This window comes from Fulvimarina manganoxydans, from assembly GCF_900176465.1.
In the GTDB taxonomy this organism is placed as follows: Bacteria; Pseudomonadota; Alphaproteobacteria; order Rhizobiales; family Rhizobiaceae; genus Fulvimarina; species Fulvimarina manganoxydans.
Genome location: NZ_FWXR01000017.1, coordinates 65,131 through 91,055, shown reverse-complemented (window position 1 = coordinate 91,055; position 25,925 = coordinate 65,131). Strand labels below are relative to the sequence as shown.

28 protein-coding genes are annotated in these 25,925 nt (G+C 63.7%); 11 read left to right on the top strand and 17 right to left on the bottom strand.

Annotation, left to right across the window (positions count from 1 at the left end; all coding sequences use genetic code 11):
• Positions 1–33: 33 nt before the first annotated feature.
• From B9A15_RS16580 to B9A15_RS16570, 3 genes are read left to right on the top strand one after another with little or no spacing between them, the layout of a single operon-like run.
• Entirely contained in the window at positions 34–483 is a 450-nt protein-coding gene (locus B9A15_RS16580) for a flavin reductase family protein (protein ID WP_084411650.1), read from the top strand.
• A 60-nt stretch (positions 484–543) separates the two neighbouring features.
• Positions 544–1,458: an AAA family ATPase gene (locus tag B9A15_RS16575; RefSeq protein ID WP_084411630.1), complete on the top strand. Its 915-nt coding sequence runs from the start codon at positions 544–546 to the stop codon at positions 1,456–1,458.
• Between the two features lie 12 nt (positions 1,459–1,470).
• Positions 1,471–2,742 (top strand): vWA domain-containing protein, encoded by a 1,272-nt coding sequence (locus B9A15_RS16570; RefSeq protein WP_084411629.1) that lies wholly within the window; start codon positions 1,471–1,473, stop codon positions 2,740–2,742.
• Between the two features lie 18 nt (positions 2,743–2,760).
• On the opposite strand, the gene B9A15_RS16565 is transcribed toward B9A15_RS16570, so the two are convergent.
• From B9A15_RS16565 to B9A15_RS16550, 4 genes are all read right to left on the bottom strand, one after another.
• On the bottom strand, positions 2,761–4,335 hold the full coding sequence (locus B9A15_RS16565) for an FAD-dependent oxidoreductase (RefSeq protein ID WP_084411649.1): 1,575 nt from the start codon (positions 4,333–4,335) through the stop codon (positions 2,761–2,763).
• Between the two features lie 141 nt (positions 4,336–4,476).
• Positions 4,477–5,910 carry a DUF2252 domain-containing protein gene (locus tag B9A15_RS16560; protein WP_084411628.1) on the bottom strand — a complete coding sequence of 478 codons (1,434 nt, stop codon included), beginning with the start codon at positions 5,908–5,910 and terminating at the stop codon, positions 4,477–4,479.
• Between the two features lie 255 nt (positions 5,911–6,165).
• Positions 6,166–6,885, bottom strand: a complete 720-nt coding sequence (locus B9A15_RS16555) for a L,D-transpeptidase (RefSeq protein ID WP_084411627.1) — start codon at positions 6,883–6,885, stop codon at positions 6,166–6,168.
• A gap of 189 nt (positions 6,886–7,074) precedes the next feature.
• On the bottom strand, positions 7,075–7,920 hold the full coding sequence (locus B9A15_RS16550) for a L,D-transpeptidase (protein ID WP_425292967.1): 846 nt from the start codon (positions 7,918–7,920) through the stop codon (positions 7,075–7,077).
• A gap of 691 nt (positions 7,921–8,611) precedes the next feature.
• On the opposite strand from B9A15_RS16550, the gene B9A15_RS16545 reads away from it, so the two are divergent.
• On the top strand, positions 8,612–9,148 hold the full coding sequence (locus B9A15_RS16545; RefSeq protein WP_139798447.1) for a hypothetical protein: 537 nt from the start codon (positions 8,612–8,614) through the stop codon (positions 9,146–9,148).
• An 18-nt stretch (positions 9,149–9,166) separates the two neighbouring features.
• Here B9A15_RS16545 and B9A15_RS16540 read toward each other — a convergent pair whose 3' ends face one another.
• The 3 genes from B9A15_RS16540 to B9A15_RS16530 all read right to left on the bottom strand — a co-directional run bounded on the left by B9A15_RS16540 (position 9,167) and on the right by B9A15_RS16530 (position 11,952).
• Positions 9,167–10,162 (bottom strand): alpha/beta hydrolase, encoded by a 996-nt coding sequence (locus B9A15_RS16540; protein WP_139798446.1) that lies wholly within the window; start codon positions 10,160–10,162, stop codon positions 9,167–9,169.
• A 207-nt stretch (positions 10,163–10,369) separates the two neighbouring features.
• Positions 10,370–11,212, bottom strand: a complete 843-nt coding sequence (locus B9A15_RS16535) for an MBL fold metallo-hydrolase (RefSeq protein WP_084411646.1) — start codon at positions 11,210–11,212, stop codon at positions 10,370–10,372.
• Positions 11,213–11,439: 227 nt separating this feature from the next.
• A complete protein-coding gene (locus tag B9A15_RS16530; RefSeq protein WP_084411625.1) occupies positions 11,440–11,952 on the bottom strand; it encodes a GFA family protein in 513 nt (170 codons plus the stop codon).
• A gap of 115 nt (positions 11,953–12,067) precedes the next feature.
• Here B9A15_RS16530 and B9A15_RS16525 point away from each other — a divergent pair, with 115 nt between their 5' ends.
• Both B9A15_RS16525 and B9A15_RS16520 read left to right on the top strand, forming a co-directional pair.
• Positions 12,068–12,817 carry a YebC/PmpR family DNA-binding transcriptional regulator gene (locus B9A15_RS16525; protein ID WP_084411624.1) on the top strand — a complete coding sequence of 250 codons (750 nt, stop codon included), beginning with the start codon at positions 12,068–12,070 and terminating at the stop codon, positions 12,815–12,817.
• A 117-nt stretch (positions 12,818–12,934) separates the two neighbouring features.
• Positions 12,935–13,597 (top strand): FMN-binding negative transcriptional regulator, encoded by a 663-nt coding sequence (locus B9A15_RS16520; protein WP_084411623.1) that lies wholly within the window; start codon positions 12,935–12,937, stop codon positions 13,595–13,597.
• A gap of 85 nt (positions 13,598–13,682) precedes the next feature.
• Here B9A15_RS16520 and B9A15_RS16515 read toward each other — a convergent pair whose 3' ends face one another.
• Complete coding sequence (locus tag B9A15_RS16515; protein ID WP_084411622.1) at positions 13,683–14,300, bottom strand: Uma2 family endonuclease; 618 nt, start codon at positions 14,298–14,300, stop codon at positions 13,683–13,685.
• Positions 14,301–14,465: 165 nt separating this feature from the next.
• On the opposite strand from B9A15_RS16515, the gene B9A15_RS16510 reads away from it, so the two are divergent.
• The 5 genes from B9A15_RS16510 (at position 14,466) to ruvA (ending at position 17,084) form a co-directional block, all read left to right on the top strand.
• A complete protein-coding gene (locus B9A15_RS16510) occupies positions 14,466–15,011 on the top strand; it encodes a cell wall hydrolase (RefSeq protein ID WP_084411621.1) in 546 nt (181 codons plus the stop codon).
• A 174-nt stretch (positions 15,012–15,185) separates the two neighbouring features.
• Positions 15,186–15,704 (top strand): crossover junction endodeoxyribonuclease RuvC, encoded by a 519-nt coding sequence (gene ruvC / locus B9A15_RS16505; protein WP_084411620.1) that lies wholly within the window; start codon positions 15,186–15,188, stop codon positions 15,702–15,704.
• A 93-nt stretch (positions 15,705–15,797) separates the two neighbouring features.
• Positions 15,798–16,067: an AbrB/MazE/SpoVT family DNA-binding domain-containing protein gene (locus B9A15_RS16500; protein WP_084411619.1), complete on the top strand. Its 270-nt coding sequence runs from the start codon at positions 15,798–15,800 to the stop codon at positions 16,065–16,067.
• A complete protein-coding gene (locus B9A15_RS16495; protein WP_084411645.1) occupies positions 16,048–16,461 on the top strand; it encodes a type II toxin-antitoxin system VapC family toxin in 414 nt (137 codons plus the stop codon). Before B9A15_RS16500 ends, B9A15_RS16495 begins: the two co-directional genes overlap by 20 nt.
• Entirely contained in the window at positions 16,458–17,084 is a 627-nt protein-coding gene (gene ruvA / locus B9A15_RS16490) for a Holliday junction branch migration protein RuvA (protein WP_084411618.1), read from the top strand. Before B9A15_RS16495 ends, ruvA begins: the two co-directional genes overlap by 4 nt.
• A gap of 68 nt (positions 17,085–17,152) precedes the next feature.
• Here the strand turns inward: ruvA and B9A15_RS16485 are convergent, their stop codons facing one another.
• The 9 genes from B9A15_RS16485 to recF all read right to left on the bottom strand — a co-directional run bounded on the left by B9A15_RS16485 (position 17,153) and on the right by recF (position 25,880).
• Positions 17,153–18,076, bottom strand: a complete 924-nt coding sequence (locus B9A15_RS16485; RefSeq protein WP_084411617.1) for a hypothetical protein — start codon at positions 18,074–18,076, stop codon at positions 17,153–17,155.
• A gap of 156 nt (positions 18,077–18,232) precedes the next feature.
• Positions 18,233–19,123: an ABC transporter permease gene (locus tag B9A15_RS16480; protein ID WP_244557000.1), complete on the bottom strand. Its 891-nt coding sequence runs from the start codon at positions 19,121–19,123 to the stop codon at positions 18,233–18,235.
• Positions 19,120–19,929 (bottom strand): ABC transporter ATP-binding protein, encoded by an 810-nt coding sequence (locus B9A15_RS16475; protein ID WP_084411643.1) that lies wholly within the window; start codon positions 19,927–19,929, stop codon positions 19,120–19,122. The genes B9A15_RS16480 and B9A15_RS16475 overlap by 4 nt, the downstream gene beginning before the upstream one ends.
• A gap of 389 nt (positions 19,930–20,318) precedes the next feature.
• On the bottom strand, positions 20,319–20,936 hold the full coding sequence (locus B9A15_RS16470) for a cupredoxin domain-containing protein (protein WP_084411616.1): 618 nt from the start codon (positions 20,934–20,936) through the stop codon (positions 20,319–20,321).
• Positions 20,937–21,026: 90 nt separating this feature from the next.
• On the bottom strand, positions 21,027–22,004 hold the full coding sequence (locus B9A15_RS16465) for a PQQ-dependent catabolism-associated beta-propeller protein (RefSeq protein WP_084411615.1): 978 nt from the start codon (positions 22,002–22,004) through the stop codon (positions 21,027–21,029).
• A 310-nt stretch (positions 22,005–22,314) separates the two neighbouring features.
• On the bottom strand, positions 22,315–22,590 hold the full coding sequence (locus B9A15_RS16460) for a hypothetical protein (protein WP_139798445.1): 276 nt from the start codon (positions 22,588–22,590) through the stop codon (positions 22,315–22,317).
• A gap of 348 nt (positions 22,591–22,938) precedes the next feature.
• On the bottom strand, positions 22,939–23,886 hold the full coding sequence (locus B9A15_RS16455) for a Gfo/Idh/MocA family protein (RefSeq protein ID WP_084411613.1): 948 nt from the start codon (positions 23,884–23,886) through the stop codon (positions 22,939–22,941).
• Positions 23,887–23,959: 73 nt separating this feature from the next.
• The gene (locus B9A15_RS16450; RefSeq protein WP_084411612.1) at positions 23,960–24,724 is read right to left on the bottom strand and encodes a HesA/MoeB/ThiF family protein; all 765 of its coding nucleotides are present in this window, start codon (positions 24,722–24,724) and stop codon (positions 23,960–23,962) included.
• Positions 24,725–24,737: 13 nt separating this feature from the next.
• Positions 24,738–25,880 (bottom strand): DNA replication/repair protein RecF, encoded by a 1,143-nt coding sequence (recF, locus tag B9A15_RS16445; protein WP_425292968.1) that lies wholly within the window; start codon positions 25,878–25,880, stop codon positions 24,738–24,740.
• Positions 25,881–25,925 lie beyond the last annotated feature (45 nt).

The window sequence follows — 25,925 nt, the reverse complement described above, 5'->3', positions numbered from 1 at the left end:
TCCCGGATCGATCCTGCCGACTTTCGAGCTGCCATGCGCCGCTTTGCCGCGAGCGTCTGTCTGGTGACCACGGATGGGCCAGCAGGCCGGCGCGGCGTCACCGTCACGTCCAGCTGTTCGGTTTCGGACGATCCGCCGACGCTGCTTGTCTGTCTGAACACGTCGAGCCCGCTCAATCAGCGCTTCGAGGAAAATGGCTGTTTCGCGCTCAACGTGCTCGGCCATCACGACGAGAAGCTCGCGCGCGCCTTTGCCGGCGAGGGCAAGCTCGAGCCTGAAGAGCGCTTCGCCTTGGGCGATTGGGAGACCCACGAAAGCGGTGCTCCGATCCTGAAAAGCGCGCCCGTCGCCTTCGATTGCCGGCTGATCGACACCAAGATGGTCGCCACCCATCGCATCATCATCGGCGAGGTGGTCAGCGTTTCCAGCGGCGCGCTGTCGCCTTCTTTGGTCTACCTCGACCGGGCCTGGCGAGCGCTCTAGCCTTCGTGTCCTCAAGGCGAAGAGACAAATTGCCGAAGACGATCGGGGGCGAAACGAGCCGTGACCAAGCCACTACCGGATAGCATCGACGCCACAGTGTCGCTTCTCGAAGGGGCGGACTATGTGGCCGACCGCTCGCTCGCGACGGTCCTGTTCCTTGCGCTCAAAATGGGCCGGCCGCTCTTTCTCGAAGGGGAAGCCGGCGTCGGCAAGACCGAGATCGCCAAGGTTCTGGCCGAGGCGCTGGACCGTCCGCTGATCCGTCTCCAATGCTATGAGGGGCTCGACGTCGCCTCGGCTCTCTATGAGTGGAACTATGCCGCGCAGATGATCGAAATCCGCATTCGCGAGGCGTCCGGCGATACGGCGCGCGATGCGATGCGGTCGGAGATCTTCTCCGAGGACTTTCTCATCCGCCGCCCCATCCTTCAGGCGCTGGAAGGGGCGCCGGGTCGCGCGCCGGTCCTCCTCATCGACGAACTCGATCGGACCGACGAGGCCTTCGAAGCCTTTCTTCTGGAGGTTCTGTCCGACAATCAGGTGACGATCCCCGAGCTCGGCACGATCAAGGCGCCCGAGCCGCCCATCGTCATTATCACGACGAACCGCACCCGTGAGATCCACGACGCGCTGAAGCGGCGCTGCCTGTATCATTGGGTGGATTATCCGCAAGCCGACCGGGAACTCGCCATCGTCCGGCGCAAGGCGCCTCGGGCCAATGAAGAGCTGTCGCGCGAGCTCGTCGCCTTCGTTCAGCGTCTGCGCGCGATGGACCTCTTCAAGTCGCCCGGCGTCGCCGAAACCATCGATTGGGCGAATGCGCTCACCGAGCTCGATGCCGTCGCCCTCGATCCGAACCATGTGGCCGATACGCTCGGCGTCCTTCTCAAATATCAGGACGATATTCAGCGGCTGCAGGGCGCCGAAAGCCGCAAGATCCTCGACGAGGTTCGGCGCGACCTCTCTTCGTCCTGACGGGGTCTTGCAATGAGCCCGGATTCTGAGATGGTCGACGCCCAAATCCTCACGGAAGCCGAGCCGAACGGGCGGCTGGCTGATAATATCGCCTGGTTTGCGCGAGCTTTGCGCCGGGCGGGCCTCAAGATCGGTCCGGCTGCGACCCTTCAGGCGATCGAGGCGGTGAAGGTCGCAGGGCTTTCCTCGCGCGAGGATTTTTACTGGACGCTCCACGCCAATCTCGTCTCACGCCATGAGGATACGCTTGTCTTCGACGAGGCGTTTCGCCTGTTCTGGCGCTCGCGCGAGCTTGTCGAGAAGATGATCGCCATGTTCTCGCCCAAGGCGCCGCCGCGCCAGGAGGAGCGGGAGAAGCGAGCCGGCGAGAAGCGCGCGGCGGACTCCCTCTTCGAAGGACAGGACGAGCACGTCACGAAGCAGGAAAAGCCCGAGCTCGACATCGACGCCTCGCTCACCGTCTCCGGCGAGGAAGTCTTTCGCGACAAGGATTTCGCCCAGATGAGCGCGGCCGAAATCGCGCGCGCCAAAAGGGCGATCGCCGAATTGCGCCTGCCCGAAGACCGGATCCGCACTCGGCGTTTTCGGCTCGATCAACGCGGTCGGGAGATCGATCCGCGCGCCACCTTGCGCGCCGCGATGCGCTCGGGCGGCGATCTCGTCCTGCCGAAATACCGCTCGCCGCGCATCGTCCATCCGCCGCTCGTCGTCATCGCCGACATTTCGGGCTCGATGAGCCAGTACAGCCGCATCTTCCTGCATTTCCTTCATGCGATCAGCGAGAAGCGGCGCCATGTTCACGCCTTCCTCTTCGGCACGCGCCTGACCAATGTCACGCGCCAATTGCGCCGAAAGGACCCGGACGAGGCGCTGGCCGACTGCGCCGATGCGGTGAAGGACTGGTCGGGTGGCACCCGCATCGCCGAGGCGCTGCACGCCTTCAACCGCGACTGGTCGCGCCGGGTTCTGGGGCAGGGGGCGGTGGTGCTTCTCATCACCGACGGGCTGGAGCGCGACAGCGACGAGGATCTCGGCCACGAGATGGAGCGGCTGCATATGAGCTGCCGCCGTCTCGTCTGGCTCAATCCGCTTCTGCGGTACGAGGCCTTCTCGGCACGGGCGCGGGGCGTGAGGACGATGCTCGCCCATGTGGACGAGTTCCGGCCTGTCCACTCGCTCGATGCCATGGCCGATCTCTGCCTTGCTCTCGGAGAGCGCGGGCGGCAAGGCAGCGACCCGCGCGATTGGTTGCGCGCGGCGGAAGGCCTGCCCCGCGTAGCCTGAGCCGGATGGGTCGAGGCGTTACCGGCCGATCAGGGCGCTCGGGTCCCAGCCCGCGTCTTTTAGCGAGGCCGCCGAGGGCGTTGGCTGCGACAGCATCAGGGCGTGAAGCTCGGCCGTCTTGTCGGCTTTGCCGCGACCGAGGCCGGCGACGACCTTGCTGTCCTTGACGTAATAGGCGGTGTAGCTGCCTTCGCCGAGGTCGCCCTCAATATGGATGTCGTCGAAGTCCTTAGCGTGGCCGACATAATGGATCGGGCCATATTGCGCCGACCAGAAGAAGGGGATGCCGGCAAAGGGCTCTGCCTCACCGAGCATGGCGCCGGCCGCATGGCGGCCATGCTGTTCTGCGACCCGCCAATGTTCGATGCGCGTCGCATATCCGCGTCCAGGGAGTGGGAAGGAAGCGACGTCGCCGCCGGCCCAAAGACCCTCGGCCGCCTTCAATGTTCCATCGACCGACACGCCGCCATCCTTGGCGAGATCACCGAAGATCTCGAGATTGGGCTTGGCGCCGACCGCCAGCACGAAGAGGCCGGCCTGGACGCGTTCGCCCCCTTCGAGCCGCACGGCGATCGCCATGCCGTCCGTTGCCTCGATGGCTTCGACCTTTGCGCCGGTCTTCAGCGTCACGCCCTTCTCGCGGTGCTGGTCTGCGATCTGTCCGGCGACTTCCTCGCCCCATTTCTTGGCGAAAGGTGCCTCTTCGGGGGTCACCACGGTGACGGTCTTGTCGCGCTGGACGAGGGCGGCGGCGGCCTCCATGCCGATAAAGCCTGAGCCGATGATGACGATCTCCTTCTCGTCCTCGCTCGCCTGGCGCAGGGCCTCGCCGTCTTTCAGCGAGCGCAGGGTCATGACATTCGGCATGTCCGTATTGTCGAGCGGCAGCATGGAGGAGCCGCTGCCGGGCGCTGCGAAACAGGCGTCGTATCGAAGCTCGGACGGCGCGCCACTCCCTTCGATCTTGAGCATCTTCTCCGCCGCATCGATCGCCGCCACTGTCCCATGAACGCGCTCGATGCCGAGGTCGGACAAGGCTTCACGCGTCGCGAGCGGCAGATCGTCCTTGCCCTTCTTGCCCTGAAGATAGGCCTTGGAGAGATCCGTGCGATCATAGGGCGGGGCGTCCTCCTTGCCGATCATGACGATCCGTCCATCGAAGCCGCGCCGAACCAGTTCCTGGGCGCAGGCGAGGGCGGCTGCCCCCGTTCCGACAATTGCGAAGACCTTCGAGCCGCCGGTCCGCCTCTCGCTGACCTCGACTTCCGGGCGATGGCCGTCGGTGTCCTCGGGAACCTCTACCAGGATGCGCCCATTCTCGATTCTTGTTTCGAAGCGGGCGAGACAGCCCTGTCCCGGCGGTTCGCAATGAAAGCCGCTTTCCAGATCGAACATGGCGTGGTGCCAGGGGCAGATGACGCGATTGCCGATGCGCGTGCCATTCTTGAGGGGCGCGCCCTTATGGGTGCAAGTGGCGCCGGTGGCAAAGACCCGGTCGCCATCGCGCGCCAGCAGCAATTTGACGCCGTTCGCCTCCACCTCCTTCAGCTCGTCGGCGCCCAGTTCGTCGAGCGACAGAACGTCGTGCTGCATCGTCATCGTCCTCAGTCTGGAATCGTTGGCAAGTTGCGAACGAAACGGCGGCTTCGGGGAAGGCGTTCCTTGGAGTGGCGAATTCGCCGCGATCCGCCCGTTTCTTTCGAACGGCGGGAGATGCCGCATAAGGCGGCTGCCTCAGCGATAGACCATATCGATCCGCTCGAAGGCGCCGCCGGCATGGTCGTCACGGAAAAAGCCGTGATCCTCTTTAAGACGATCAGCCGCTTCCTCGGTGAAGCGGACGATATCGGCAATGAAGAGGGGGCGGGGTTCGGCGGCAGCGACGATCGATGGCTCCATGTCGTAATCGATCTCGCCCAGATCGTCGGACAGGGCATGCGCCTGGGCCAGCGCCGCGCCGCAGACCTCGGCATAATCCTTCCATGTGCTGAAGCTGAGCTCGTCGAGATCGATGTCGTCGCGGAACGGGGCGCGTTCGCGACTCATGAAGCTTTTCCCGTCGATCTCGACAGCGCCATAGAAGATATCGCCATGGGCGAGCTGGACGGCCTGGCCATGGGCGATCCGGTCGGCTTTGGCGCCGGCATTGAAGTCCGAGGGCGGCGTCAGGCCTTCAAGGGCGGATCGGCGAGCCCGCTTGAATTCGATAATGAGATCGTCGGTGGCATCCTTCGACGGCCCTTCGATCAGGACATAGTAGCGCGGCAATCCGAGCGAGGCCGTGCCCTGTCCATGGCGCTTGCAGACATCCTTGACCTTCAATTCGCCCGCCCTGTCGGGCACGTCGATTCCCTTTTTCGCCATGACATCGTTGATCGCCTTCTGGAACTTGTCGATCTCGTTGGAGATCGGCTGCAATTCATCGCTGGCGCGAAAGCCTCGCCCTGATGGTTTCAGATAGTCGTCCCAGAGCCAGTCCTTGCGCTCTTCCCAGGCTTCCTCGAACAATCGCTGGATGACCTCCGGCGAATTGTCCATCCGATAGCTGTCGTTCTTCTCGGTCGCGCGTTTGGCATAGCCATCCATCGCTTCGAGATAGCCCTTGATGAATTTCTTCACGACCTTGCGGCGCTTCTTGCGGTTAAGGCCGCCCTCTTCGCGCGCCGCGATCCAGAAACCGACGGCGCCGCGTTTCAGATCCCAAGTGAAGGGCGCGTAGATCGTCTCGTCGAAATCGTTGACGCCGAAGATCGGCGCGCCGTGCTCGTCAGGCATGACGCCGAAATTCTCGGGATGAACGTCGCCAAGAGCCAGAACCGACGGCATATGTCCGTCCTGCCCGACCATGTCGCGATAAAACAGAAGCGCTGTTCCCCGAAAGAATTTGAAGAGATCGCCTGCCAATTCGTCGAATTTTTCCCGCGCCGCCGGATTGCGCTGCTCGATGCGCTCGGCGTGATCCTCCCGGAGCGTCGAGCGCACGTGCTCACGCCTCGCCTGCCCCTTGAGAAGAAAGGGTGGTACGACCCGTTCGCCTGATGCAATGCGCTTCGACAGCACGCGAAACGCCTCGACTTGTCCGTCCGACCTCCAGGACGTTTTGATCTCGGTTTCTGTCGATTGGGTCTGCGGTTTCGACTTCTTTCGGTTGTTCTGCGCTTTCGCCATCGAGTCGGGTCCTTTCGATTTATGACCAAACGCTGACGGAAGATCGCCGTTCCTCTTTGCGACGCGCTTTGGCATCTTCGTCCGGCCTTTCGCGATATTGTAATCTAACCGAAAGGAATTTTGCGGACGGCTAACGTGCTTATGCCGCGCGGACGGTGCCTCAAACGACCAAAGGGCCGCCGTCGCCGGCAACCGTTTGCTCAAAGGCCGATGGCGGATCTCTCGAACCGCCGCAATAATGGATCTCAGGAGACTTTACTCAAAGACCGCCGAGAGAAGGCCGGAGCCGGTCGCGCCCAGATCGCGATAGACCCCTCGGCCGCCCTGGCCTTCCGGTCCGATCACCACGACCTTGGTGCCGTTCGGAACCCGCTCATAGAGGTCGACCACGTCCTCGTTCATCATGCGGATGCAGCCTGAGGACAGGCGCAGACCGATCGTCCAGGGCTGGTTGGTGCCATGGATGCGGAAGAGGGAGTCGTGACCGCCGCGATAAAGATACATGGCGCGGGCGCCGAGCGGGTTCTCGGGGCCGCCTTCCATGCGGGCGGGCAAAACGCGGCCCTTGGCGCGCTCGCGCGCGACCATCTCCCGGGGCGGAATCCAGGTCGGCCATTCGGCCTTGCGCCCGACCTTCATCTCGCCGGACCAGCCGAAGCCTTCCTTGCCGACGCCGACGCCGTAACGGATAGCGTTGCCGCCCGTGCCGACGAGGTAGAGATAGCGACTACGCGAGTCGACGATGATCGTGCCCGGCGCTTCCCGCGTCTCGATCCGAACATTGGCGCGCTCGAAGGCGGCGGACGGCCGGCGCTGCTTCATGGCGCGGCGCATCTGAAGCTGGGGGTCGGCCTTTTTCCACTGCCCGGTCGCGTAATCATAGACGCGTTCCTGCGCGGCCGCGCCGTTCGTCGTCGCACCGAAGCCGATCACGCAGCCGAGAATGGCCGCAAGAGCCCATGTCGCCTTTTTCATCGAAGAAATCCTTTTCCAGCCTCGTCGACCTTTGCGGTCGTTATTGTGGCCGGTCATCCGGCCTTTGACGCAATTTAACCACAATCGCGCCTTTTTCTCAAAACAGTCTTGACGGCGAAAGGTTCCGCTGCGGACGAATCGCTGTTCGGCTTCAGCATCTACGCCGTGACTGCTTCTGAGAAAAAAGCCTCACATCACAACGACTTTGGTGCCGACGCCGACGCGCTCGTAGAGATCGATCACGTCTTCGTTACGCATGCGGATACAGCCCGACGAGACGGCTTGGCCAATCGTCCAGGGCTGATTGGTCCCGTGGATGCGGTACAGGGTCGAGCCGAGATACATGGCGCGTGCGCCCAAGGGATTGCCGGGGCCGCCTTCCATATGGGCGGGCAGAATCCGACCTTTGCGTTTCTCGCGCGCGATCATCTCCTTTGGCGGGGTCCAGCCCGGCCATTCGGCCTTGCGCGTGATGTTGTGCGAGCCGCGCCAGGAAAAGCCCGGCTTGCCGACGCCGATGCCATAACGCATGGCGCTGCCGCCGGGCCCGACGAGATAGAGGAAGCGGTCCGCGGTCGAGATGACGATCGTGCCCGGCGCCTGACCGCCCGAATAGGCGACGCGCTGGGGCAGATAGAGCGGATCGATCGTTGCGGCCGGGCTGGTCGCCCGATAGGCCGCCCCGCGCTGAAGCGATTGACGCTGACCGGGGTTGCGCTGGACCGGTTGGCGCTGAACCGCTCGGGGTTCGGGGCGCCCGAAGGGGTAGGGAGAAAATATGCTGCGCGAGGCGCTCGTCTGATAGGCGTGAGCGGTCGCGGGCTGGCGGCTGAAGACGACGCCTGCGCCATTGACGCGCGGCGCCTGGCCGAGCTGCAGCAGCCAGTTCTGCTGAAGCTGCGGCGAAACCTCAACGGCTTGGCGCACCCCATATCGCTCTCCGGCCATTGCCGGCGAGGGAGCGTTGAGGAGAGGAAGCGTCGTCAGAAGGATGGCAGCGATCGCCTTCGCGATCGGTGAGGAAGACGGATTCATGGATTGGCCCGCTCTTGGCTTTCGACCGGCATTTCCCGGCTTTCAGAGAGCGAGTGTGGCCGCTGTTGCCCAGCGAAGAGTTAAGGTTGTTCTTGCACCTTACTGCAAGGTTAATACAATATTTAAAGGTTAATATAATATGTCCCGCAGCTTGCTTCGTCGACACCATCGAATGAGACGGATTTTTGTTGGCACGCTGTCTTTGCAGCATCATGGGATCGGAGAAATTGCATGACGTTTCCGACTCCATCATGCGCCGAAGCAAAGGTTCAGAGCGGAATGGCGATCCCGGTTTTTTTGCATTTCGCTCTGTCGGTGCCGGAGCCGGTGTCGCGAGGCCGTTCCCAAACGCTTCCTCTCCCCATAGGCCATTCACACGGCCTGCAATGAGTCACTGTTGTGGTCGCTTGCGATTGTCTGCGGTCCTGGTAACGACCTCGGCGATTTGTTTCAGCTGTCGGTAGCGAGCAGCCGACGCCTTTTCCCCTTGGGGGGAAGCCGAAGCGTCCATGTCGACTCTGCCCCGTCAGCGAGACAATGTGTCCAACTCGTAGCGCTCTCCCTGGCGCGCACGTTTTCGGCCTGCGCATAGCCGGCCGGGCATGATCTCGCCGGAAAGATCGGGCATGGAGCCTGTCAGAGCGCGCGCGCGAAGACGGCGCGTGACATCCCCAAAGGCCGAGGACATGACATGAAAATCCAATCCATAGGCGTCATGACGGGGCTGATCGTTGTCCTTTCAGTCCCCATCTCGGCCGTGGCGCAAACCGCTTTGACGGACGAGGGCGGGCGCTACGAGATGCAGCCGGTGGAAGGCGGCATTGCGAGGCTCGATACGCAGACCGGGTCGGTCACGCTCTGCCGGGTGCGCGGCGACGCCATTCGCTGCAAGCCGGCAGACGCGGAGGGGCCGCGCGAAAGAGAGGGCCGGGAGGCGCGGCGCGAGTTCTCGCGCGGCCTGGTCCGCGACAGCCCGCAAACGCGCCTTGGCCGGATCGAGACCCGGCTTCAGCGTATCGAAGATCGCCTCTCGCGTCTCGAACAGCGTGGGCGCGGCCAGCCGCTGCCCCTCGATGAGATGAAACAGGTCCTGCGGGGCTTTTCCGACCTGATGCGCGAGTTCGACCAGAATGATGAACAGGGCGGTCGCGGCGGCGACTTCACGGAACAGCCCCGTCGAGACCGGGGCTTGAAGGATCATCTCGGACCCGCCCCGGACCGGCTCTAATACCGTTCCGACCGGTGCTCAGCCGCCTTGCGAGGCGATCATGGCGCCGATGCGGGCATTCAAAAAGGCCTCGGCGCGTGAAAGCGAGGCCTCGCCGCTTGGCGTGCCAAAAACCTCGAAGACATGGCAGCCGCCGGGCATGAGGCTCATCTCGGTTTCGTTGCCCGCGCGCAGCCACCGGGCCGCCATGAAGAGCGTATCGTCGAGGAGAAGATCGGCCGTGCCACAAGAAAAATGCGCCGGCGGCAGATCGGCCAGATCGGCATAGAGCGGCGAGTTGAGGGGCTCGCGCAAGGCGGATGCGTCCGGTACCGCGAATGCGGCGAACTGGCCGACATCGCGTGTGTTGAGGATGAGGCGCTGTTCGCCGAAGCGCGCAACGCTCGGCGTCATGGCCAGATCATAGCATCCGGCGACGAGATTGGCGGCATGGAAGGGCGTCGCCCCATCTTCGTCTCGGAGGCGAAGGAGGGTGACGACCGACAGATGGGCGCCCGCCGATTCCCCGCCGATCGCCAGGAATGCCGTCGGTGCTCCCCCTATGCGGCCAGCAAGAAGCGCCCGCGCGGCGGCGAGACAATCCTCGCCCGCCGCCGGAAAGGGGTGTTCGGGAGCGAGACGATAGTCGACCGAGATGGTGACGAGACCCGTCGCCTCAGCAAGGCGGCGCAAGCGCGGATCGTTTTCGAGCGCGGCGCCGAACACCCAGCCTCCACCATGGATGTGAAGAAAGGTGCCGCGCGCCTCACGCGTCCTGGGTCGGATAATCCGCAAGGAGAGCGGCGCCCCATTCGGCGCCTCGATCGTGATCGTCTCGGCGTCTTCGTCCGGCCGAGGCGGCGGAAAGATGCCCTTGCCTTCGGCTCGCGCCTGGCGCACCTCGGCGACGGGCTTCGACCACGTGTCCGGCCTGCGATCGTGCTCGGCCCTTATGCGGGCGTTCAAAGCCCGGAGATCGGCGGGGATCTGCGCGTCGTCGAACTGGTCGGGCGAGAGCATGAGAAGCGAAGTCATGGGGTCTTTTCGTGAAGTCGTGGCCGACGGATGGAGTTAGGCCAGACAGTCGCAAAGGCCAATCCGTGCGCCGTCGCATCGAAGGATCGGTCCCGCGCATCGGTTCAGCGCAGCGCAGCGCAGCCTGACGGACCGAAGCCGGCCCGTTCAGATGCAAGCCCGCCGCGCTGACGAAGCGTGGCGGGCTTTTTCCTATGGCCTTTGCTCTTACACGCCCTGAAGCACGATGACGGTCGGCTGGCGTGGAAGGGTGCGCGGCGAGACGGTGAGGCTCGGGCTGTCGCGGCGCTCGACGGCGAAGTCGGGCATTTTGTCGAGGAAGCGCTCGATCGGGCCGCGAAAGCGGTGCATGGGCAGGACGATGGACGAGCGGAGCCGGTCGGCGATCTCGCCCATGCCTTCCTGGCTGAGTGTCATGCCGCCATCGACCGGCACCATCAGAATGTCGAGCCGGCCGATCGCGGAATAGTCGTCCTCGGTCAGCCGGTGATGGAGATGACCGAGATGGCCTATGCACAGACCCCCGGTCTCGAAGATGAAGATCGAATTGCCGTCCGTCTCCATACCGGACCAGGAGCGGATGTCGGTCGGCACGTTGCGCACATAGACATCTCCCTCGAAGAGCCGGTGGCGCGCCGGGCCGGCACCGGTGGGATCCCAGCCGGGCAGGACATTGGGAATGCTCGGATCGGGGTTCAGCGTATAATGGCTGCCATGGGCCTTGTTCATCGTCACGATGTCGGGCTGAAACGCGCCGGAATAGCCGGCATAGTCGGTGGCGATCGTGATGCCGCCCGGGCTTTCGATCACATAGGTCGAATGGGTGACATAGGTGATCGTCGTAACACGATCGCCGGTCTGATTGTCGAAAAGGCCGCGCCCCTGGGGCTGAGCTTGCGCGAATGTCGCGCCCGGCAAGCCTTGCGCGATCGCTCGACACTGGCTCGGCGGCTCGTCCTTAAGCTCGGCTTGGGACGCCTCCTGGGCCTGAGCGGAGGGCGCCAGAAGAAGCCCGAAGAGAGCGGCGATGGCGAAGCTGCGATCGCGCATTTGCGGGCCCCTGGCTTTCACGACGCGCTCTTTTTGCGGCGGCAGTCCGAGACGGGCGTTCGGCATCGGCGGCAAGCTCCCCTCGCTGGTGGGCCGGCTTTCACCGGCACCGGCATCGCTTTGCGCCTCAGACTACACGGATCGGGGCGAAGCGCGGGATCAACAAGCCGTCAGAAAGGCATGGGATCGGGGAGCGCGCTTGCCGATTCACATTCCCGGCCTGCCGCTCATGTCTCGGAGGGGCTCTTTCGGCCGGCCTCCAGCATCGCCTTCCAGCGGGCCGTGATGGCGGTAAAACCGTCCGGTGGACCTTCGGCATAGGCCAGATCGTCAGCGGGAATGGCCACGAAACTGCGTTTCGAGCGCGTCCAGCTATGGCCGGCGGGCTTAAGCCAACTCGCATCGTCAAGCGTTCCGGCCTTGACGTTCACATTGCCGGGCCTCGCATCGGAGCGGTGGAGAATGCGCACGCCGCAGCTCGGGCAATAATCGCCATGGCGCTTCGTGCCGCTCGCCGCCGACCAGCTGATGGTGGCGAGGTCGCCGGTGATCGAAACCGTTTCGGACTCGCAGCGCAGGCTCTCGCCAAAGGCGCTTGCCGTCTGTCGCTGGCACTCTGTGCAGTGGCACAGATAATAGAGCATCGGCGCAGCCGAGATCTGATAGCGGATCTGGCCGCATTGGCAGCCGCCGGTCAGCGGCAAGGGCGGCATGTGAACCGGCTGGATCGGCTCGTTCATTGGGGGATCGTCCTCCATAGGCTTTGCAAGCATCCGCGACGTTCTGGACGTTGCGCTTCTCATTTTTTATATGACGGACGATTTCACGCATTCCAGCACGAGACATGAGGTCACCATGGCCGGCCATTCACAGTTTAAGAATATCATGCATCGCAAGGGCCGGCAGGACGCCGTTCGCTCCAAGATGTTCTCCAAGCTCGCTCGCGAAATCACCGTGGCGGCGAAGGCCGGCCTGCCCGACCCTGACATGAATCCCCGCCTGCGCCTGGCAATCAACAACGCCAAGGCCCAGTCCATGCCGAAGGACAATATCGAACGGGCCATCAAGAAGGCCGCCGGCGGCGACAGCGAGAATTACGAAGAGGTTCGCTATGAGGGCTATGGGCCTGGCGGCGTTGCCGTCATCGTCGAGGCGCTGACCGACAATCGCAATCGCACCGCATCCAATGTCCGCTCCTATTTCACCAAGTCCGGCGGCGCACTGGGCGAGACGGGATCGGTCTCCTTCATGTTCGATAAGGTCGGCGAGATCGTCTACCCGGCGAGTGCCGGCGATGCCGATACGATCATGGAGGCGGCGATCGAGGCCGGCGCCGACGATGTGGTGTCGGACGAGAACGGCCACACGATCATCACCGCCTTCGAGGATCTGAACGAGGTGTCCACCGCGCTCGAAGCTTCGCTCGGCGAGGCCGAAAGCGTCAAGGCGATCTGGCGCCCCCAGACCAACACGCCCGTCGACGAAGACCGTGCCCAGAGCGTCCTCAAGCTCATCGGCAATCTCGACGACGACGACGACGTCCAGAACGTTTATGCCAATTTCGAGGTCGACGAGGAGACGATGGCCAAGCTCTCGGCGGCCTGATCCTTCTTAATTTTCAGCCTCACGGGAAGACAGTCGCGAGGGCGCGTGGCATCCTGCAGGTCGGCGAATGGCGCGTTCCATGGTTCGATCGCGCTCGCGCTCACAGGAGGATGCGCCATGTATGCCCCGCCTCTGTCCCGCTGGAGCGATCGCGACGAACTCGTCGAAGCGATCGCCCGCCTCCGTTTTGCGACGCTGGTCACCCATATCGACGGACGGTATTTCGCATCGCCCGTGCCGATGGTTGTCCGCCGGGACGGGGACGAGGTCTTTCTCGAAACCCATCTCGCCCGCGCCAACCCCCATTCGGCAATCTTCATGGGGTCTGAGGCTGGCGGCGCCAAGCCGTCTCTTGCCATCTTCCAGGGGCCGGACGCCTATATCTCGCCGTCCTATTACCCGTCGAAAGCCGAGCACGGAAAGGTCGTGCCCACCTGGACCTATACGGCCGTCCAGGCCGAGGGACCTGTCTCGGCGCTCTCGGACCGCAAGACGCTTCTGGCCCATTTGGGCGCCCTGACCGACGCCAATGAAGCGAACCGCGAGCGGCCCTGGTCCGTCTCGGACGCACCCGCCGACTTCATCGACAAGCTCACGCGGTCGATCGTCGGCCTCTCGATGCATGTGACCCGTCTGGACGGGGCACAAAAGCTCAACCAGCATAAACCGGACGTGGACCGGGCTGGAGCCATGACCCATCTTTCTGGGTCAACTCGCCCAGGCGAGGCAGCGGTGAGTGAGTTGATGAGCGAGGTCGAACGCCTGCGCGGCCAGCTGTGACGGCAGAGAGGCAGCCGTAAGCCGTTCATGCCGCCGCATCGCTCATCGCCAGGAACGACCTCGGCAGACGCACGACATCGCGGCGTCAGCTGGCAGGCCTGTTCGTGGGCGCATTGGTGACGCCGGTGCCCTCGTAAATCTCCGACAGCGGCAGTTCGCAGCCGATCTCCGGCAGGGCAATCCTCGCTTCGAGCCCTTCCACGATTTCGGAGCGCCAAGCCTCAGGGCCAGCCGAGCCCGGCATGCGGCGCCACACGATCACTTCCGCCGTCTCCGAGGCGACGAGTAGCACGACCCTAATGGCGTCATTGGTCTTGTATTCCTCCACCTTGCGAAATCGGTCGAAGGCCATGGTCGAGGGCGATAAAACTTCCACGAGGACGCGCGGTTCGACCGTTTCCATCGACCGGTCCGGACCCTCTTTGCAGTCGATGGTGATGTCCGGACGGCGCACATTGCCGTTCGGATTGGTCACGGTCATATCGGCCGTATGCGGACGGCATGGCTTGCCACGAAGCTGATAGCGCAGAAAGGCTAAGATATTGACGGTGATGGTGTCGTGCCGGCGCGACGCGCCGGTCATGGCCTTGGGCGCGAGGACCGGAAAGCCATCGACGAGTTCGTAATTGCGATCCTGCTCGACCTGCCAATCGAAGAACTCGGCCGGCGTCATGCGCTTTGGCGGCTGTCTCAATTCGCTCATGCGAACCTCCGTCGGTCGTCATCGAGGATACCGCGCGCGCGGCCTGAAGGCTATCGCCGTGCCGATCTCGCTAAGCGCGCCCTATTAACCACCTTCATTGAGGTGAGATTAACGGAGCGCATGCAATTTGAGGCACTTACGATCGTCGCATCGAGGAGTGTCTCCATGCGTTTGAGCCTATCGCCCGCCCTCGCACTGTTGCCGCTTGCCTTTCTCGGCGCCTGCGCCTCCCGCGCGCCGATGATGAGCGCGCATGAATGCATGGCGCGGGTCATGTATTTCGAATCCAACCGGACCAGCGAAGAGGGAATGGTCGCCGTCGGCACCGTGGTGATGAACCGGGTCGAATCGCCGAAATTTCCGAACACGGTCTGCGGCGTCGTTGGCCAGCGCAAGCAGTTCGCGCCCGGTGTCTTGACCAAGCCCATGGGCAAGGGGCGGGACCTCGCCTTCGCCACCGCCGACAAGGTGCTCGGCGGAACGCGCCACGCCTATGTGGGCGATCACGCCATGTTCTTCCACACGGCGGGCTACAGCTTTCCCTATACGAACATGCATTATGTGGCGATCGCTGGCGGTAATGCCTTCTACGAGAAGCGCCGGGATGCCTCGGTCACCCAGGAGATGGTCGCGGAGCGCCAAGCGGCACGCGCGCGTCGGGCCTCGGAAGGGCTTCTCGAGCGCGTGTTCGATCCATTCGATATCTTCTGACCGTTGCCGAACTCGTCGGAGCCTTGGCGCGGGCACCGCGATGCCGAAGGTCATGACGGTATGATCGCCAAGGCTCGGGCAAGGGTCGCCTTTTTCGCATCCTGTTTCAGATTCGTTCACGATACGGATGCGATTTCTTCCTCTTCATGATAGGCAGAAGGAGGGACGGCGATCATGCTTCAGGAGGCACCCATCCGCATTATCGGCATCGATCCGGGGCTTCGGCGCACGGGATGGGGCGTCGTCGAGACGCAGAGCAATTCGCTGCGCTTCGTCGCCAGCGGAATGGTCACGTCCGATGCGGCACTCGATCTCGCCGGCCGGCTCTGCCAGCTCCATGACGGGCTGACCGAGATCATCCGAACCCACCAGCCGGACGAAGCAGCGGTGGAGCAGACCTTCGTCAACAAGGATGCCGTCGCGACCCTCAAGCTCGGCCAGGCCCGCGGCATCGCGCTCTTGGTCCCGGCCATGGCGGGCCTGCCGGTTGCCGAATATGCGCCCAACGCCGTCAAGAAGGCCGTCATCGGCGTCGGTCATGGCGAGAAGCGCCAGATCCACATGATGGTGAAGGTCCTGATGCCCAAGGCAACCTTCAATACCGACGATGCAGCCGATGCACTCGCCATCGCCATCTGCCATAGCCACCACCGCCAATCGGCCAAGGCAAGGGCGCTGGCGTCCCTTGGTTGATTGTTGTGTTCTTGACTTGTTCTGATTTTCGTCATAGGTAATACCTCCAGGTATTACATGGTGGGGCCTGGACCCTGTCGGAGCGAGGGTGCCATGCGCGTAACCGAAAAGGGCCAGGTGACGATCCCCAAACCCATTCGCGACAAGCTGGGCATCAAGCCCGGCAGCGAGGTGGATTTCGTCGATCGCGGGGATGGTGTGCGTCTCGAGCGGCGGGCCGGGTCCGAATCGGAAGAGGAGTTGCGCCGCCAGTTCATGAAATGGTCCGACTCGGTGCGGGGATCGATAGATACGAAAGGGATGGACGGCAAGGCCTATGTCGATTGGCTCCGAGGACCTCGCGATGACCTCGACGCTGATTGACTCCAATATCCTCATCGATCTGATGGCAGGCGGGCCGCACTTCGACCTGTCTCGCGAGGCGCTGTTCCAGGCAAAGCTTGCAGGACCTTTGATCCTGAGTGCACTGGTCTGGGCCGAGATCGCCCATACGAATCTGGAAGCGGCGGATTTGAAGATGCGGCTGGGCTGGCTGAGGCTTCAGGAAGATGATCTTCCTTTCGAAGCCGGTTTCATTGCGGGCAAGGCCCACCGCCTCTACCGCTCACGCGGCGGGGGGCGGGAGCGCACGCTGCCGGACTTCCTGATCGGCGCCCATGCCCTGGTGGGCGGCCATCGTCTTCTGACACGCGATTCCACGCGCTATCGCAGCTATTTCCCCGATCTGGCGATCGTTACCCCGGAAGGCTCCGCATGATCGGCAAATTGAAGGGCACGATCGACGAGATCGGCGAAGATTACGTCCTCGTCGACGTTCATGGCGTCGGCTATGTGGCCTATTGCGGGGCGCGCACCCTCTCTGCGCTCGGCGGGGCGGGGGAAGCGGTGATCCTCTTCATCGAGACGATCGTGCGCGAGGACATGATCCGGCTTTACGGCTTCACCAGCGCTGCCGAACGCGAATGGTTCAAGCTTCTCCAGAGCGTGCAGGGCGTCGGCTCGAAGGTGGCGTTGGCGGTCGTCGGCACGCTGTCGGCCGGCGATCTCGCCAATGCCGTCGCGCTTCAAGACAAGGCGATGGTGGCTCGCGCGCCGGGCGTCGGGCCGAAGGTCGCCCAGCGCATCGTCGCCGAACTGAAGGACCGAGCGCCGGCCTTTTCCGGGGCCGGCTCGGAAGAGGCGTTCGGCCTGAAACGCGATATCGGCGGCGGGACTGCGACTGCCCCCGTTGCGGACGCCGTCTCGGCCTTGACCAATCTTGGCTATGGACGCGAGCAGGCAGCAAGCGCCGTCGCGGCGGCGCTGAAGGAGGCGGGGGAGGGCGCGGCAAGCGCCCAACTGATCCGCCTCGGCCTCAAGGCCCTAGCCCGGGACCACTGATCGCCGCGTAGCAATCCTTGCGATGGCGCAAGGCATTCAAAGGCAATGCCTTCGATAAGGACCCGCGACTATAGGATCTGCCCGATTTCCCGGCCAAGGGCGAAGGCGCGTTGTTCGATGAGAACCGGCACCTCGCAGACATAGGTCAAGGAGTGGCGGCGCTCGTCGAAGATGCGCGTGTCCCAGACGACCTGTTCGCGCATGTCGTTGATGGCGGTGATGTCCTTCGCCTCGCGCTGCAGCCGTTCGAGCTCCGCGGTCTTCTTGCGAAGCGCGGCGGCAAGCGCCTTTTGCTTGGAGCCGTAACGTTCGATGCCGGCAAGGATCTGAGTGCGTTCGGCATTGAGGCGCCGCAGCATTTCCGCAAAAAGCGCCGTTCCCACGGCCTCTTTTCGATCGTCCGGAATGTCTGCCAGGAAATCGCGGACCATTTGCTGGGCTTCCTCGCCCGAGATGCGCCGTGCGATGGCACGATCGATCAAGGAGCGCATGTCGGGCGTCAAGGCCACGTCCTTGCCGGTGTCGAGAGGGGGGCCGGCCCAGACCTGCGCCGGCTGGATCGTTTCCACCTTGCGCTGGACACAGGGCCAGTTGGTCGTGCCCTCTTCGGGGCGCGAGGCAAAGGCCATGGGATTTGAAGTTGAGGATGCCGGGCCAACGACGGTCTCCGGCGCCGCGACATTGGTGCCGCCCATGGATGAAGGCGCCGAGGCGGAGCCGGCGGCTTGGCCGTCAGCGGGTTCCTCTTCGCCCGCGGGGCTCGCTGCCGGGTTCTCCGGCGTCGGCAGGGTGCCATCGGCATTGACATTAGGGGCGTTGGTCGGCGCGGGACCCGGCAGGACGAAGCCCTCTGGGATCGCGCGCGGCTGAGATTCGTCGCGGTCCTGCGCGCTGACGGACCCGACAGACAGTGTCAGGGCAGCCGCGACGACAGCGGTGCCCAATAGGCTTCCAAAGCCAAGGCTGACCAGATTGCGTTGGTTCGGTATCATGGAAGAGGTCCTCCCGTATCATCTTGCCATAAAGCGCCAAAAAGCGCTTCGGGCCGGTCTTTGTCTCATCATCTTATGCGCAAGGATGGCGGCCTTCGTCTCGCAAAGATTTCGTGTGTTTCGAAGTCGGCCGCGATCCAGCATCGCTCTATCGGCTCAACTCTGCTTCTTGCGGGCGATCACGCCGCGGGCCGGATCGTAGGCGAGGATGGCGGCTCCCAGAAACGCCACCGTGCAGCCGACGACCACGAGGAAGGCCTGAAGGTTGAATTGCTGGTAGAGCGCGAAGCGGACGAGTTCCACCGCATGGGTGAAGGGGTTGAACAGGCAGATCGTATAAAGGAGCGGACTCGATTCCTGCACCCGCCAAAGCGGATAAAGAGCGGAGGAGGCGAAATACATCGGGAAGATCACGAAATTCATGATCCCCGCGAAGTTCTCCAGCTGCTGGACGAGCGAAGAGAGCAGCATGCCGAGCGAGCCGAGCATCAGGCCGGCCAGGATCATCGCCGGCAGGACATAGAGATAGCCCGGCCAGTCGGGCCGCACCTCCCAGAACCAGGCGATCGCCAGGAACACATAGACTTGGAGAACGCCGACCGCGACGCCGGCGGCGAGCTTGGAGACGAGCAGGAACCAGCGCGGCAGGGGTGAGACGAGCAGCGTCTTCATCGTGCCCGTCTCCCGATCATAGACCATGGAGAGCGACGACTGCATGCCGTTAAAGAGGAGGATCATCCCGATCAGGCCGGGCGTGATATAGACCTCATAAAGGATGTAGGTCTTGTAGGGCGTGACGATCGAGACGCCGAGCACTTGGCGAAAGCCGGCGGCGAAGATGAAGAGCCAGAGCAGGGGGCGCACCAGCGCCGAGACGAAGCGCTCTCGCTGATGGAGAAAGCGCAGACCCTCCCGTCCCACGATGCCGGAAAAGCAGGTGAGATAGGCCGAGAGCGAGAAGGGCGGCAGATCGCGCGGCGTGGCGGCAGCCTCAGGCGCTGGCGCTGCCTCGCGTGTTGCCATCGGTGTGATCTTGGCCTCGCTCATAGGACGGTTTCCGTTTCTGCAGCCTCGCTCGGGCGGGCCAAGCCGGTCAGGCGCGAAAAGGCTTCTCGGATCGATTGAGCGTTCTCCGCCTCCGTCACGTCCGACACGGCGCCTTCGGCGAGAACCTTCCCGTGGTGGAGCACGACCACCCGATCGCTCGCATCGATCTCGTCGATGAGATGGGTGGCCCAGAGCACCGACACGGCCTCGTCACGCACCAGCCGGCGTACTTCGGCGACGATCTCGGCCCGCGAGCGGATGTCGAGCCCCGTGGTCGGCTCGTCGAGGAGAATCAGACGTGGGCGATGCATGAAGGCGCGCACGATCTCGATGCGTCGCAGCTGCCCACCGGAGAGGTTGCGGGCCTTTTCCCCGAGGCGCTCGGCCAGTTCGGAACCGGCGAGAATCTCGCCGATGCGCTTGTCCGCATCACCGCGCTTCATGCCGTGAAGGGCTGCGTGATAGGTGAGGTTCTGGCGGATCGAGAGGTCTAGATCGAGGGTTCTGGCTTGAAAGACAACGCCGAGCCGGCGCAACGCTTCCGTCGGCCGTCCCTGAAGCGGGTAGCCGAGAATGCGGATCTCGCCATGGCGGGTGTTGAAGAGCCGGGTCACCAGCGAGAACAGGGTCGACTTGCCGGCGCCGTTCGGCCCGAGAAGCGCGGTGAACGAGCCCTGCGGGACCGTGAAGGACACATCGTCCAGGGCTTTGCGGGAGCCATAGGAATGGCTGACGCCATCGACCGCGAGAGCCGGCACCAAAGCGCGCGCTTCGCTCAAATCTATCCTCCTCCCATCACCGCTCATCGTCGGCTTCGTTGGGGTCTTTTCTTTGTCCGTCTCTCCAACCCACCCATCGGAAAAAACGTCCACCCCGCCTCCTTGTAGAGCAAGGTCAAAGCGAGGGGCACCGTCTTTTTGCCCAAGGCTTTGAAAATGATGCGCGGCCTTTTGCCATGCGCTTGTCCGGGGATCGAAGTCTCAGCCAGACGTTCCAATTCTCATGCGGTTGAATTCAGAACGACCCGCAGGCGGGAGGTCGTGGACTGCTCTTTGGAACGCCGCATCGCCCTCGGCAAGGCAGCCAAGGGCGATGGCGGATCGGGTTCGTTCGGCAGAGGGGGCGTTGAGCCGCAGGATTATGTCATGCGCCGCAGAAATGCCCTCCTAAACCTCATGTCGCCGGAAGCTCGGCGTCACGGAACGATGGTGATCGTGCCCTTCATCCCTTCGTCCTCGAGCCCTTCCACATACCAGTCGTAGCGGCCGGGACGCACGGTCTGGAACTGCACCGTGATCGGCCCCTGGGCGTCGAATTCGAGCCAGGCGGGCGAGCCGTCCATGTGGATCTCGCGATCGGCGATGACGATCTGATTGTTCCACACGTTCCGGAAGAAGTCCGGCGCATGCCACTTATATTCGACGCCGCCCTTGGAGACGATGTCCCAGCGATAGGGCTGACCGGCTCTCAAGACGAAATCCTTGGCGCTGACGGCATAGGGATCGTCTTCGGAACCGATGACCAGTGGCGTGATGATCTGCGAGGAGAGCGAGACGGGGGGCAGGCCGATCTGATCGGCGTTCAGCGCGCTCGCTGGCATCATTTCCGAACCGGGCGCCATGTTGAGTTCGCTCGCCGGCGGCAGCATATCCGCGTGGCCGGCAACGGCGTCGTCATCGTCATCATCGTCGTCGTCGTCATCAGCAGACATCGCGGCGCTGGAGCCGTTCGCGTCCTGGGCCGCCGCGACCGTGATGGGTGCGAAGGCGAGCACCGACGCCATCAAGGCGAGCCAGAGCGGTCTGTTGATCATGATGTCCTCCCGATCATTTTGGATGAATTGAAATTCTCGTGCGATCGCCGGAGCCAGACGGCGCCTGGCGATCCGCGTCCTCTGCGGATGTCACTCGACATCGGCCACGGCGACACCCCAAGGCTGCTGTCCGACCTGGACGGAGCGGATCACTTCGTCGTCGGCCACGTCGACGATCGAGATATCGTTGGAGATGCCGTTGGTGGTGAACAGGTATTCCTCGTTGGGCGAGAAGGCGAGCTGCCAGACGCGCTGGCCGACGAGGAGATAGTCGAGCACCTCATAGGTGTTCGCATCAATGACCGCGACGCGGTTCGCCGGTCCGAGCGCCACATAGGCCTTCGTGCCATCGGAGGTGATGCGCACGCCCACCGGCTGGATCGATTCGGAGCGAATGCCCGGGATCTCGAAGGTGATCTTGTGCTTGATCTCCTTGGTCGCGGCATCGATGACCGAGACCGTGCCGCCGATCTCGGCCGAAACCCAGATTTCGGAGCCATCCGCCTTGTATTGGGCAAAGCGCGGACGCGAATCGACGAGGACATTGGCCGTGATCTGCTGGCTGTCCTTGTCGATGAAATGGGCCATGTTCGTCGTTTCCGACGTGTTGACGATCGTCTGGCCGTCCGGCGAAATGCCCATGCCTTCGGGCTCGACACCGACGGGCACTTCGACGATGCGCGAGCCGGTGGTCAGGTCGATGATGGTGACGAGATTGTCGTCTTCATTGGCGGCGTAAAGGCGCGAGCCGTCGGGCGAGACGACGAGCAGCTCCGGATCTGGCCCGGAGGGCAGGGTGCGGATGAACTCGTAGGTCTTGGTATCGAATTCCTTGATCGTGTCGTCGTCCGAGGTGCAGACATAGAGGCGCGTTCCGTCCGGGCTGGCCGCAATGCCGCGGGGACGCTGGCCCACCGGAAAGGTGTCGGTGACCTCGAAATTCTCCGAGGACAGGACGGTGACGTCGTTGCCCTTCTCGTTGGAGACGAAAATCTTGTAGGCGAAAGCCGGCGTCGCGGCGAGGCCGAGCGCGCCTATAAGGGCGGTGGCCGCCAGATATCTCAGCATTGATCCTCCCAATTCCTCCCGGGGCCCGCTTATCTGCGGCCCCGTTTCATATGTGTCCGTTGCGGGGTTTGGCGCATCCGAAACGACGTCATGAGCGATGCGCCATTCGGCGGCAATGGGCAAGGAGGCCATCGCCCGAGGCCCTATGCGGTTGCTTCGCCTCAGTGCATTCGACCCGCCCGGCTCGTTTCCCGCCTCACACGATGGGGAGGAGCGGCCGTGACGAGCCACGCCGCCCGTGAAAATCTTTCATCCCGTGCCTCGCCGTCCTTGCATCTTGCCGAGAGGGGCGCACGCTCCGGGATTTGCGCTACTCGTCGAGCGACATGACCCAGATCTTGTAGTCGCCATTCAATTTGATGTCGTATTGGCCGATCTCGCAGGTCGCATCGTCAACCTCGAAGAGATCGTCGCTTTCCTTCTCGACCTGGGGTGCTTGGCAACCGATCTTCGACAAGGTGTCTGCGACCTTCTGAACCTCTTCGGGGGAGGCGAGAGTCTCGACCGTGTCATCGGCATCCTGCGCGAAGGCCGCAGCTGGTAGCACGACCAGGGACAGCGCGAAGAGGACGGATCTCATAGCCACTTTTGGTCTCCCATCTCGTCATCAAGGGTCGCATGAGACCCTTCTGTTCGCAGATCGGTCGTGACAGATGGAAACCCCATCTGGAAGACCGGGCGAAGACGGCCAGTGCCCTCGATGAGCCAAGGCCAATTCGCTTGGATGGTGCCCTATCAGCCGGACGAACCTGCCGATCGGCGGGATGTCCAAAGCCGCCACCGTCTCCTTGCACCTTTGGGAGAGGTGAGGTGACGGCGGCGACTGATGGGGAGAGTGGAATGGGGAGCGCCCGGCGACAACGGGACTACTTCCCGTGTTTGGCCGGAATTCTACCAAGGAGCTTTGATCGGAACGCGGTTCGAGCGCGTCGGATCAGGCGAGTGGCGATGCGGCGGCGAGGATGCGCACGGTCTCGACCGCTTCGTCGGCTCCGGTTTCGGGCGCCTCCCGCGTTTCGATCGACTGGATGAAATGCAGAAGTTCCTGGGTCAGCGGCAGGCCGGGTTCGCATTCGACGAATTCGACCGGCGCATTCTTGAAGTCGAAGCCCTCCTCGCCGCGCCAGACCTTGTGGCCGTAGAAGGCAAGTTTCTCGCCCTCGGGCGCGCCGTCGTCGAAGACCAGCATCCCGTCCGTGCCGATCGCCGTGAACCGCCTGTCGCGGTAGGGCGAGACACGAGAGATATGGGCGAGCGCCGAGACGCCGCCTTCGAAGGTCATGGCGATGTCGGCCATGTCGGTCGCATCGCTCAGGATCGTGCGGCGTTGGCTGTCGATCGAAATGGGCGCTCCGCCGGCCAGGTGAAGGATGAGCGACAGATCGTGGGGCGCAAGATCCCAGACCGCGTCCATCCCTAAAAAGCGCCCGAGCCCCATCCGATTGGCGACCATATGGCGAAGCGTGCCGATCTTGCCCTCGCGCACGAGCTCCGCCAAGCGGCGGAAGACGGGATGAAAGCGCAGCACATGGCCGACCATCAGAAGCCGCCCATTCTCGGCGGCGGTCCTGGCGGTCAGGGCCGCGTCCTCGGGATCGAGCGCGATCGGCTTTTCGATGAGCACGTCCTTGCCCGCCACGAAGGCGGCGCGGGCCGTCGGTCCGTGCATCGTCGCGGGCAAAGCGAGCACGAGCGCGTCGAGATCGGGATGTTCGATAGCCTCTTCGAGTGTGAATTGCGGAACGCCGAAGCGCGCGGAAAATTCGCTGGCGCGCTCGCCGTTTCGGTCCGCGACACCGGCCAGCGCTCCGAGTTCGGCAAGCGTGCGCACATGGTTCTGTCCCCAACGTCCGCATCCGACGACGGCTATTCTCGGCGCCATTCGGCTCTCCTACGCGTTTTTTTCGTAGGCGAAGGCCTAGTCCCTCCACCCGCATCGGGCAAGGCGATCGCGATCAGCCGCTCTTGGGGCGCCTGTAGCGGATCGTCTCGAAGCGCATCGAGATGAGATCGACCATGAGGAGCCGGCCGATCAGCGGCTCGCCGATGCCGCAGATCACCTTGATCGCCTCCGTCGCCGCCAAAGTGCCAAGGACGCCGGTGGTTACGCCAAGAATTCCGGCCTCGGCGCAGCTCGGCACGACGCCTTCTGGCGGTGCTTCGGGAAAAAGGTCGCGATAGCGCGGCATCAGCCGGCCTTCGGCATCCTGGCGAAAGGGCGCGAGAACGGTGAGCGAGCCGGAAAAGCGCTGAACGGCGGCCGTGACGAGGGGGATCATCGCCGCCTCGGCCAGATCGGCCATGGCGTAACGGGCATCGAAATTGTCCGAACCGTCTATGGCGAGGTCGTAATCTTGAAAGATCGCGGCGCCGTTCTGTTCGCTGAGGCGCACAGGATGTTGCTCGACGCGCACATGCGGGTTGAGGGCGGCGATCGTCTTGGCCGCGCTGTCCAGCTTGGAGTGGCCGACATCCGCCGTCCCGTGAATGATCTGGCGCTGGAGATTGGAGAGCGAGACCGTGTCGTCGTCGACGAGGCCGATCGTACCGACACCGGCCGCTGCGAGATAAAGCGCGATCGGCGAGCCGAGACCGCCGGCCCCGAGGATCAGCACCCGCGCGGCCTTCAACCTCTGCTGGCCCGCGCCGCCCACTTCCGGCAGGACAATGTGTCGGGCATAGCGCTGGAGTTCGTCCGAAGAGAGGGTTGGGGTGGTCATGATCTCGTCTCGGTCAGGATGAGAGGGTCTGGACGGCGCCTTCGCTCACCGCCACCATCTGCGCCCGCTGGCCCAGAGCGTCGAAGAGCGAGGCGTCGGTGCCGGTCATGAAGGCCTGCCCGCCGAGTTCGCCGATCAGATCGAACAGACTCGCTCGCCGGCTCTGGTCGAGATGGGCGGCGATTTCGTCGAGGCAAAGGATCGGCGCCAGGCCCGAAAGATGGGCGGTCAGCCGCGCATGCGCCAGGACGAGGCCGACGAGAAGGGCCTTTTGTTCGCCGGTCGAGGAGAGCCCCGCCGGCATCGCCTTCTCCCAATGGGTGACGAGAAGATCGGCCCGGTGCGGTCCTTCCAGCGTGCGCCCGGCCGCCCGGTCGCGATAGCGCTCGCGCGCCAGACGCTCCCGATAGCGGTCCTCGGTCTCGACCGCCGGACCGCTCAGATCGGGATCGGCCAAGCCCGATTGCAGATCGAGGCCCGCTTGGGGAAAGGCGGCTTTCGCCCGGTCGAAGGCCGCGCCAGAGGTCTTCAGATGGGCGACGAGGTTTTCGCGCGCGATCGCCATGGCGACCCCGAGCTCGGCCATCTGGGCCTCGATGCCGGTCAACCAGCGGTCGTCGAGCCGGTCTTCGGACAAAAGCTTGTTGCGCGAGCGCATGGCGCGCTCGAAATCCACCGCCCGGCGTCCGTGAACGGGATCGATCGCCAGAACCATGCGATCGAGAAAGCGGCGGCGGTCGCCGGCCGGCCCGGTGAAGAGCCCGTCCATGGCCGGCGTCAGCCAGACGATACGCAAGAGATCGAGAAGTTCGTCGGCGGAGCGAGCCTGGGTCTGATCGATCTTGACGGTGCGGGCGGCGGCCGATCCCGGCTCGTTGCGGACACCGGTCAGGACGCGCAGGACGTCGCCATCCTTCTCGATATCGGCGCGGATCGAAAAGGCGCCGGCCCCATCCTTGCGCGCCATGTCGCCATAGGCGGCCCGCCTGAGACCTCTGCCGGGGGACAGAAGAGAGATGGCTTCGAGAAGATTGGTCTTGCCGGCGCCATTCGCCCCAGCAAAGACCACGAAGCGCTTGTCGAAGGCGAGGTCGAGAGCGGCGTAATTGCGGAAGTCGAACAGGCGGAGCGAGGCGATGCCATTTGCCGGTGGCAGAGTTGCCCGACCCGCTCCCTCACCGCTCATCGATCCGGTCTTTTC

Coding starts and splice junctions, on each gene's coding strand:
- B9A15_RS16520 (WP_084411623.1), top strand. CDS start 12,935: ATGTATGCCCCGCCTCTGTCCCGCTGGAGCGATCGCGACGAACTCGTC.
- B9A15_RS16570 (WP_084411629.1), top strand. CDS start 1,471: ATGAGCCCGGATTCTGAGATGGTCGACGCCCAAATCCTCACGGAAGCC.
- B9A15_RS16485 (WP_084411617.1), bottom strand. CDS start 18,076: ATGATACCGAACCAACGCAATCTGGTCAGCCTTGGCTTTGGAAGCCTA.
- B9A15_RS16470 (WP_084411616.1), bottom strand. CDS start 20,936: ATGATCAACAGACCGCTCTGGCTCGCCTTGATGGCGTCGGTGCTCGCC.
- B9A15_RS16450 (WP_084411612.1), bottom strand. CDS start 24,724: ATGACCACCCCAACCCTCTCTTCGGACGAACTCCAGCGCTATGCCCGA.
- B9A15_RS16540 (WP_139798446.1), bottom strand. CDS start 10,162: ATGACTTCGCTTCTCATGCTCTCGCCCGACCAGTTCGACGACGCGCAG.
- B9A15_RS16560 (WP_084411628.1), bottom strand. CDS start 5,910: ATGGCGAAAGCGCAGAACAACCGAAAGAAGTCGAAACCGCAGACCCAA.
- B9A15_RS16535 (WP_084411646.1), bottom strand. CDS start 11,212: ATGCGCGATCGCAGCTTCGCCATCGCCGCTCTCTTCGGGCTTCTTCTG.
- B9A15_RS16475 (WP_084411643.1), bottom strand. CDS start 19,929: ATGAGCGGTGATGGGAGGAGGATAGATTTGAGCGAAGCGCGCGCTTTG.
- B9A15_RS16545 (WP_139798447.1), top strand. CDS start 8,612: ATGAAAATCCAATCCATAGGCGTCATGACGGGGCTGATCGTTGTCCTT.
- B9A15_RS16455 (WP_084411613.1), bottom strand. CDS start 23,886: ATGGCGCCGAGAATAGCCGTCGTCGGATGCGGACGTTGGGGACAGAAC.
- B9A15_RS16465 (WP_084411615.1), bottom strand. CDS start 22,004: ATGCTGAGATATCTGGCGGCCACCGCCCTTATAGGCGCGCTCGGCCTC.
- B9A15_RS16530 (WP_084411625.1), bottom strand. CDS start 11,952: ATGAACGAGCCGATCCAGCCGGTTCACATGCCGCCCTTGCCGCTGACC.
- B9A15_RS16480 (WP_244557000.1), bottom strand. CDS start 19,123: ATGAGCGAGGCCAAGATCACACCGATGGCAACACGCGAGGCAGCGCCA.
- B9A15_RS16510 (WP_084411621.1), top strand. CDS start 14,466: ATGCGTTTGAGCCTATCGCCCGCCCTCGCACTGTTGCCGCTTGCCTTT.
- B9A15_RS16525 (WP_084411624.1), top strand. CDS start 12,068: ATGGCCGGCCATTCACAGTTTAAGAATATCATGCATCGCAAGGGCCGG.
- ruvA (WP_084411618.1), top strand. CDS start 16,458: ATGATCGGCAAATTGAAGGGCACGATCGACGAGATCGGCGAAGATTAC.
- B9A15_RS16500 (WP_084411619.1), top strand. CDS start 15,798: ATGCGCGTAACCGAAAAGGGCCAGGTGACGATCCCCAAACCCATTCGC.
- B9A15_RS16580 (WP_084411650.1), top strand. CDS start 34: ATGCGCCGCTTTGCCGCGAGCGTCTGTCTGGTGACCACGGATGGGCCA.
- ruvC (WP_084411620.1), top strand. CDS start 15,186: ATGCTTCAGGAGGCACCCATCCGCATTATCGGCATCGATCCGGGGCTT.
- B9A15_RS16555 (WP_084411627.1), bottom strand. CDS start 6,885: ATGAAAAAGGCGACATGGGCTCTTGCGGCCATTCTCGGCTGCGTGATC.
- B9A15_RS16550 (WP_425292967.1), bottom strand. CDS start 7,920: ATGAATCCGTCTTCCTCACCGATCGCGAAGGCGATCGCTGCCATCCTT.
- B9A15_RS16495 (WP_084411645.1), top strand. CDS start 16,048: ATGACCTCGACGCTGATTGACTCCAATATCCTCATCGATCTGATGGCA.
- B9A15_RS16515 (WP_084411622.1), bottom strand. CDS start 14,300: ATGAGCGAATTGAGACAGCCGCCAAAGCGCATGACGCCGGCCGAGTTC.
- B9A15_RS16565 (WP_084411649.1), bottom strand. CDS start 4,335: ATGCAGCACGACGTTCTGTCGCTCGACGAACTGGGCGCCGACGAGCTG.